The sequence below is a fragment of the Janthinobacterium sp. UMAB-60 genome, from assembly GCF_900095235.1.
In the GTDB taxonomy this organism is placed as follows: domain Bacteria; phylum Pseudomonadota; class Gammaproteobacteria; order Burkholderiales; family Burkholderiaceae_D; genus Janthinobacterium.
This window is the reverse complement of sequence record NZ_LT607485.1, coordinates 316,328-323,690: the sequence shown is the minus strand read 5'-3', so window position 1 is coordinate 323,690 and position 7,363 is coordinate 316,328. Positions and strand designations below refer to the sequence as shown.

The following is a 7,363-nucleotide window of genomic DNA, read 5'->3' as shown; positions in this document are numbered from 1 at the left end:
TTTGCATCTTGCAGCCGGGCATGGGCGCCGGCCTGGCCGCCAGCAAGACGCCGCATCCGAGCGCCGCCCGCCTGCGCAGCCTGATGGCCCACACGGCGTTCGGCATCGGCCTGTACCTGGCGGCGCTGCTGTGGTCGACCGTGCGCTGACTTGTGCCGACTAGCTCGTCAGCGGCGGCACGGGGGCGGGGGACGCCGTCGGCGCCACCGCCGGGATCAGCGGCGCCTCGGGCTGCGCCGGCACGGTGCTCAGCACCATCGTGCTGGGCTTGGCAATCGCGATATGCGCCTCGTCCAGGCGCTTGAGCAACTCGAACAGCAGGGCGCTGCGGATGCCCGACGTCAGGCGCGGCGACGAGGCATAGCCGGTGGCGTTGAACAGCAACAGGCCATTGTCGATGCCGTCGAGCTGCACGCTGGGCGCCGGCGTGTCGAGCACGTCGGCATTGTCGACAAAAACGGACAGGATCAGCGCGCGCGCCGCCTGCGCATCCGTGCCCAGCGGCAGCGGCAGCTTGACTTGCACCAGGCCCAGCGGATTGGCCAGGGTCACGTTGCGCACCGTCTTGGTGATGAATTCCGAGTTCGGCACGATCACCGTGGAACGGTCGCTCAGCTGAATTTCCGTGGCGCGCACATTGATGCGGCGAATGTCGCCCTCCACGCCGCCCAATGACACCCAGTCACCCACTTTCACAGGGCGCTCGGCCAATAGAATCAGGCCGGAGACGAAGTTCTGCACCACCGCCTGCAAGCCGAAACCGATACCCACCGACAAGGCCGACGCCACCCATGCGATGCGTTCCAGGCCGATGCCGGCCGCCGACAGGGCCAGCGCCACGGCCAGCACGCCGCCGATATAGCCGAACAGCGTGATGAACGACACTTGCATGCCCGTATCGAGATTGGTGGTCGGCAAATAACTGTTTTGCAGCCAGCGCTTGAACAGACCCAGCGCCACAAAGCCGACGACCAGCACCAGCAGCGCCTGGATCAGGGCGGACGGGCGGATCGCCACCTCGCCGATGGCCAGGCCATCCTGCAGCTTGCCGACCCGCTGGAACAGCTCGCCCGGCCCCTCGCCGAACGGCGCCAGCAGCAGCATCAGCGCCAGCAGCACAACGATGGCGCGGCCGATGCCCGACAGCAGCACGGCCGCCTGGTCGCGCGCCTTGGGCGTGGCCAGCACAGGATGGGCGGCATCCGGCGGCGGCGGCGTGGAAGCCAGCAACATGCAGATATCATCGACCAGCACCGTCAGCAGGTACGTGCTGCCCACCACCACGATGACCCAGGCGATTTGCTTGGCGATAAAACTGCCGAAGGCCACATAGCCGACCAGCAAACTGATGACGCTGGACGCCAGCGCCAGCCACAGCAGCACCGTGACGCAACGCAGCCACAGCGGCGTGACCAGGGTGGCGGGATCGGCCTCGCGCAACAGGCGCCAGCAGCGCTCGGCGCGCATCAAGCCATAGGCGATGGTCGTGCTCATCACCAGGGCGACGATGCAATTGACGGCCACGGCCGTGGACAGGCCCGCATTGATGACGATGGTGACGCGTTCCGTGGCCCACACCAGCACCACGATGAAGGAAAACATCCAGGGAAAATGGCGCAAGCGGTGCGCCAGCGCGTCGGGCAGCGGCAGCAAACGCCACGACACGCGCCAGGGCGACAGCAGCGCGTGGCCCAGGCCCGCCGTAAAACCGGCAAAACAGATGATGCCGATCAAGCTGCTGAGGAAAGTCGAGGTTTTTTCGGACAGGCCGCCATCCCAGCGCAAGCCCATGGCCAGCAATTCGGCCACCAGCCCCGGCGTGGCCGCCGCCAGCACCAGCACGGCCAGCGCATGCAGCGAACGGCGCAAGCGGCCATGCGGCACGCGCGTGGCCGTGAGCACCAGCAGATAACGCGAAGCCCAGACGCTGGCGCCGATCACGGCCACGATGCCGGCCAGCAAGCCGCCCCAGGCCGACCACGGCGTGGCGCGTGCCGCGTCGGCCAATTCCAGCTCCAGCGCCCGCAGGCGCTGCAGATTCTGCGGCAATTCGGCATGCAGCTGTTTCCAGAACGAACCGGCCAAAATCGATGCCGTGCGCTCGCCCAGGCGCGCCTGCAGCTGCGCGCGGCGCGCCGTCGACACCTGTTCCGACGCCTGCGTCGCTTCCACGGCCAGCAAGCGCGCCAGTTTTACCTGCGCATCGAGCGCGCTGCTGGTGCGGTCCAGCTGGCTGCGCTGCGCCGCCACGTCAGGGGCATCTTTCGTACCCGCCGCCGGCTTGCCCAGCTCGGCCAGCCGCGCCTGCACGCTGGCGAGCGTGGGCGCGAGCGCATCGGCCACCTTGTCCGCCTCGGCGCTGGCCGCCAGCGCATCGGCGCGCATCTGCGACAGGGTCGCGTCATCGAGATCAGCCTCGCCATCGAGCGCCTTCTGGATGGTCGTAATTTGCTTGCGCAAGCCGTCGAGGCGCTGGTCGGCCGTGGCGGCATCGTCGACGGGCTGCGACCAGGCCGGTGGCGCGGCCAGCGAGCACGCCAGCAGCAGGGTCAATAGCAGCGGCAGCAGGAAGGGGGGAAAACGGAGACGGAAAGAAGTCATGCGGACCTATGGCTGAAAATGAGAAAAACGGCCGGATTGGCAGCGGCGCCGCTCATGGCGCGCCACCCGGCGGGTGCCTGTCAATATAGCTGAAAACACCGGCAAGCCGCAGGATAAGCGGAACTGGCGTGTGCCCCCAGGCGCGACTAGGCATATTACCCTATGGAAATATCATTCAAAAAGGTCTAGGATCGTCGTCCGCTTGGCGGCGCGGCAGCCCTCTGCACGCCGCCGACCTTTTCACCATTCCCTCCGTATCGAGACAGCCATGAAGTTTTTATCCAACCTGACCATCGGCACACGCCTCGCCGTGGGCTTTGCCGCCATCGGCGCCATGCTGCTTATCATTTCCTGCCTGGGCATTGCCATGCTGGGCAAGATCAACCAGGGCACCGGCCATATCGTGCATGACAGCATGCCCAAGATCGAGCTCGCCAACAGCGTGTCGGCCAACATCAACGACATCGCCATTGCCCTGCGCAACATGATGCTCAGCGCCGATCCCGCCGACCAGCGCAAGCAGACCGACGCCATCCTGGCCGCGCGCCAGGCGGCGGCCGGCAATCTCGTCAAGCTCGCCAGCATGCTCGATTCCGAGCCCGAGCACGCCTTGCTGGCCAAGATGAACGACGCCAACACGCGCTACGCACAGGGGCAGGAGGTGCTGCTGGAACTGATCAAAAGCGGTACGCCGGACGACAGCAGCGCCTATCTGTACGGCCAGCTGCGCCCCGTCTTACTCGTCTACAAGCAGTTGATTGCTGAACAAATCAGTTTACAAAACACCCTGGCCAACACGGCGGGCGACAACGCCAACACCACCTACGCCAACACGCGCACCTTGCTGATCGGCATGTCGCTGGCGGCCTTGGCCATCGCGGCGGCCTTGGCGTATGGCATCACGCGCTCGATCACCGGTCCCGTCTCCACGGCGCTGCAGGTGGCCAACACGGTGGCAGCAGGCGATTTGCGCAGCCAGATTACAGTGCAGTCGCGCGATGAAATGGGGCAACTATTGCAGGCGCTCAAGCGCATGAACGACAACCTGGCGCACACGGTCGGCACGGTGCGCGCCGGCACGGAAACGATCGCTGCGGCCTCCTCCGAAGTGGCGGCGGGCAGCCTGGACCTGTCTGCGCGCACGGAGCAGCAAGCCAGTTCGCTGGAAGAGACGGCTTCATCCATGGAAGAGCTGACCTCGACCGTCAAGCAGAATGCCGACAATGCGCGCCAGGCGCACGTGCTGGCCGACACGGCCTCCGGCGTGGCGCAGCGCGGCGGCGCCGTCATCGCGCAAGTGGTGGCGACGATGCGGCAAATCGACGCCTCGTCAAATAAAATTGCCGACATCATCGGCGTCATCGATGGCATCGCCTTCCAGACCAACATTCTGGCCTTGAACGCGGCCGTGGAAGCGGCGCGCGCAGGCGAGCAGGGCCGCGGCTTTGCCGTCGTGGCCACGGAAGTGCGCAGCCTGGCGCACCGCTCGGCGGCCGCGGCCAAGGAAATCAAGACCCTGATCGACGACTCGACCCGGAGCGTGGCGGCCGGCAGCGAGCTCGTGCACCAGGCCGGCAGCACCATGCACGACCTGGTCGACAGCGTGCGCCGCGTTACCGACATCATGCAAGAAATCACCTCGGCCAGCGCGGAACAGACGGCAGGCATCGAGCAAATCAACCAGGCCATCAGCGAGATGGACAACGTCACCCAGCAAAACGCGGCCCTGGTGGAGGAATCGGCCGCCGCCGCCGCCGCCATGCAGGAGCAGGCGGCTACTTTGGCGCAGGTGGTGAGCGCGTTCAAGCTGGAAGCCGGCGCGTCGGCAAGCAAGCCGGCAATCGCCGCGACAACCGTACCGCGCCAGCAAGCCGTCGCCCTGCGCGTGCCGGCCGCCAAAAAAGCTGCACTGGCAGCAACGGCGTCATCCGACTGGGAAGAGTTCTAAGACAGCAACGCCACAGGCGCCTCTCAGCGCCTGTGGCGTCATGCCGCATAGGCTGCTTCCTGCTACGCGATCTGATCCATGTCAATAAACAATCAAGTTTGACACGGCGCGGCTAGGCCAAGATTTCTCTCCGGATGATCTCCGCACCTGCACTGAGCGCATGCAATTTGCCTCTTGCCACGCGACGCGACAAGGGCGCCATGCCGCAGTTGGTGCTCGGGTAGAGCTTGTCGGCATCGACAAAGCGCAGCGCCTTGCGCAGGGTGTCGGCCACTTCCTCCGGTGTTTCAATGGTATTGCTTGCCACGTCGATGGCGCCGACCATCACTTTTTTGCCGCGTATGAGTTCAATCAGGTCGATGGGCACGCGCGAGTTGTGGCATTCCAGCGAGATGATGTCGATATTCGATTGCTGCAGCTTGGGGAACGATTCCTCATATTGGCGCCACTCGGAGCCCAGCGTATTTTTCCAGTCCGTATTGGCCTTGATGCCGTAGCCATAGCAAATATGCACGGCCGTTTCGCATTTGAGCCCTTCGATTGCCCGCTCGAGGGTGGCGATGCCCCAGTCATTGACTTCATCAAAGAACACATTGAAGGCGGGTTCGTCGAACTGGATGATGTCGACGCCGGCCGCCTCCAGTTCCCTGGCCTCCTGATTGAGGATCTTGGCGAATTCCCAGGCCAGCTTTTCGCGGCTTTTATAGTGGCTGTCATACAGCGTATCGATCATCGTCATCGGACCTGGCAGCGCCCATTTGATCGGCTGCGTGGTTTGCTGGCGTAAAAATTTAGCGTCGTCCACAAACACCGGCCTGCTGCGGCTTACCGCACCCACCACGGTCGGCACGCTCGCATCGTAGCGGTCACGAATGCGGACGGTCTCGCGTTTGTCGAAATCGACGCCGCTCAGATGCTCGATAAACGTGGTGACAAAATGCTGGCGGGTCTGCTCGCCGTCACTGACGATATCGATGCCTGCCTGCTGCTGTTCCTGCAGCGACAAACGCAAAGCATCTTGTTTTCCCTCAATCAATTCCTCGTCCTGTAATTTCCAGGGCGACCAGAGTTTTTCAGGCTGTGCCAGCCAGGAAGGTTTGGGCAAGCTGCCGGCGGTGGAAGTAGGCAATAATTTTTTCATGATGGTGATTTTCGTATATTGTGATTAATCAGCGAGCGTGGTGGCAGTCCATTGTTCAAGAACATGCTTGTATGGCTTGATGAAGTGCTCTTCCGTATATTTGCCCTGCTTGACCGCCAGCTGGCTGCGCTCTTCCCGGTCATAGACAATTTGCGTCAATGAATAATCCTGATTCTTCAGGCTGGGCTGATAAAACTTCCCCGCCGCGGCATTGGCGTTGTAAATTTCGGGCCGGTAGATCTTTTGGAACGTTTCCATCGTGCTGATGGTGCCGATCAGCTCAAGATTGCTGTAGTCACCCAGCAGGTCGCCGATAAAATAAAACGCCAGCGGTGCGGCGCTGTCTGGCGGCATGAAATAGCGCACTTGCATGCCCATTTTTTCGAAATAGGCATCCGTCGGGGAAAATTCATTTTGTTGATACTCGACGCCCAGGATGGGGTGCTGATTTTCCGTGCGCTGATAGGTCTTGCTGCTCGATACACTGATGCAGATCACCGGCGGCTTGCTGTAGCGTTCTTTGTAAGTAGTTGAATTGACAAAGTGTTTGAACAGCTTGCCATGAAAGTCGCCAAAATCATCGGGTGCACTGAATGCGGATGTATTATTGTTGTGCTCTGCCAGCAGCACGCTGAAGTCGTAATCGCGCACGTAAGAGGAGAAGTTATTGCCGGCAATGCCGTCGATGCGCGCTCCGGTTTTTTTATCCAGGATATTCGGCTTCAATATCTCGATCAATGGGATGTTGCCGCCTTCGACATCAATATTCAACTCAACGGAAATAATTTCGAGCTCGACTGCGTAGCGGTCTGCCTTCGGGTTGTCCCAATGCGCCAGGTTGTTGAAGCGATTGGCGATCATTTTCAAGGTGTTGCGCAAGTTCTCCTGGCGGCTTTTTCCCCTGGCCAGATTGGCAAAGTTGGTGGTCAGGCGCGTATTGTCCGATGGGTGATAGTTTTCATCGAAAACAATGCTCTTGATGCTGAATACAAAATCTTGGCTCATGGTGATCTGCTGTCCTGATTTCTGCGAAATATGAATGTGTTCTTTATCGTGACCGTGCTGATGCGTATCAGGCTGCGACCAGCTCTTCAGCGGTGGCAGATTGCGCATGGCGCGTCAAGCCGATCAAGGGCAATGCCCGTTGCACCGCCAGCGTCGCCCGCTGGATCAGGGCCTCGTTGTGCAGACGGTAGTCGAGGAAATCCTGGTCGGTCGCGTAGACGCCCAGCGGCAATGTGCGCGCCTGGAAGAAGCTGAACAGCGGCCGCAACTGGTGGTCGATCATCAGGGCATGGCGCTCGCTGCCGCCAGTGGCAGCCAGCAGGACGGGCTTGTCGATCAAGGCGTCCTGATCAATGAAGTCGAAGAAGTGCTTGAACAGTCCCGTGTACGAACCGCGATAGACCGGTGTGGTCACCACCACAATGTCGGCTTGCTCGACCGCCGCAAGTTCCCGCTCCACCGCCTCGGGCAGCTGCGAGCGCCAGGTCGCGCCGGCATGCGGTGCGAACCGGCCCAGTTCGACCAGGCGTTGTTCGCACAGCACTTCGTCGGCGATCAGGTCCATCAGGTGCTCTGCCAGGGCTGCCGCCTTGGAAGGGCGTTGCAGGCCGCCGGAAACGGCGACTAGACGCAGTGGACGTGTCATGTTTGCTTTCATAGGGAGTGAT

Annotated in this window: 5 protein-coding genes and 1 pseudogene; 2 read left to right on the top strand and 4 right to left on the bottom strand. The window is 62.1% G+C overall.

What is annotated here, in order from left to right; translation table 11 throughout:
* Positions 1–149: pseudogene (locus tag K0F86_RS27425) on the top strand (DUF2938 family protein); the annotation flags it as partial.
* Positions 150–159: 10 nt separating this feature from the next.
* Here the strand turns inward: K0F86_RS27425 and K0F86_RS09435 are convergent.
* Positions 160–2,601 carry a DUF3772 domain-containing protein gene (locus K0F86_RS09435; RefSeq protein WP_219134137.1) on the bottom strand — a complete coding sequence of 814 codons (2,442 nt, stop codon included), beginning with the start codon at positions 2,599–2,601 and terminating at the stop codon, positions 160–162.
* Between the two features lie 268 nt (positions 2,602–2,869).
* Between K0F86_RS09435 and K0F86_RS09430 the strand changes: the two genes are divergently transcribed.
* Complete coding sequence (locus K0F86_RS09430) at positions 2,870–4,549, top strand: methyl-accepting chemotaxis protein (RefSeq protein ID WP_219134136.1); 1,680 nt, start codon at positions 2,870–2,872, stop codon at positions 4,547–4,549.
* Between the two features lie 112 nt (positions 4,550–4,661).
* On the opposite strand, the gene K0F86_RS09425 is transcribed toward K0F86_RS09430, so the two are convergent.
* The 3 genes from K0F86_RS09425 to msuE form a co-directional block, all read right to left on the bottom strand.
* Positions 4,662–5,690, bottom strand: a complete 1,029-nt coding sequence (locus tag K0F86_RS09425) for a methionine synthase (protein ID WP_219134135.1) — start codon at positions 5,688–5,690, stop codon at positions 4,662–4,664.
* 24 nt (positions 5,691–5,714) lie between these two features.
* Positions 5,715–6,695, bottom strand: coding sequence for a DUF1852 domain-containing protein (locus K0F86_RS09420; RefSeq protein WP_219134237.1), 981 nt, complete (start codon positions 6,693–6,695; stop codon positions 5,715–5,717).
* A gap of 67 nt (positions 6,696–6,762) precedes the next feature.
* On the bottom strand, positions 6,763–7,341 hold the full coding sequence (gene msuE / locus K0F86_RS09415) for an FMN reductase (RefSeq protein WP_219134134.1): 579 nt from the start codon (positions 7,339–7,341) through the stop codon (positions 6,763–6,765).
* Positions 7,342–7,363 lie beyond the last annotated feature (22 nt).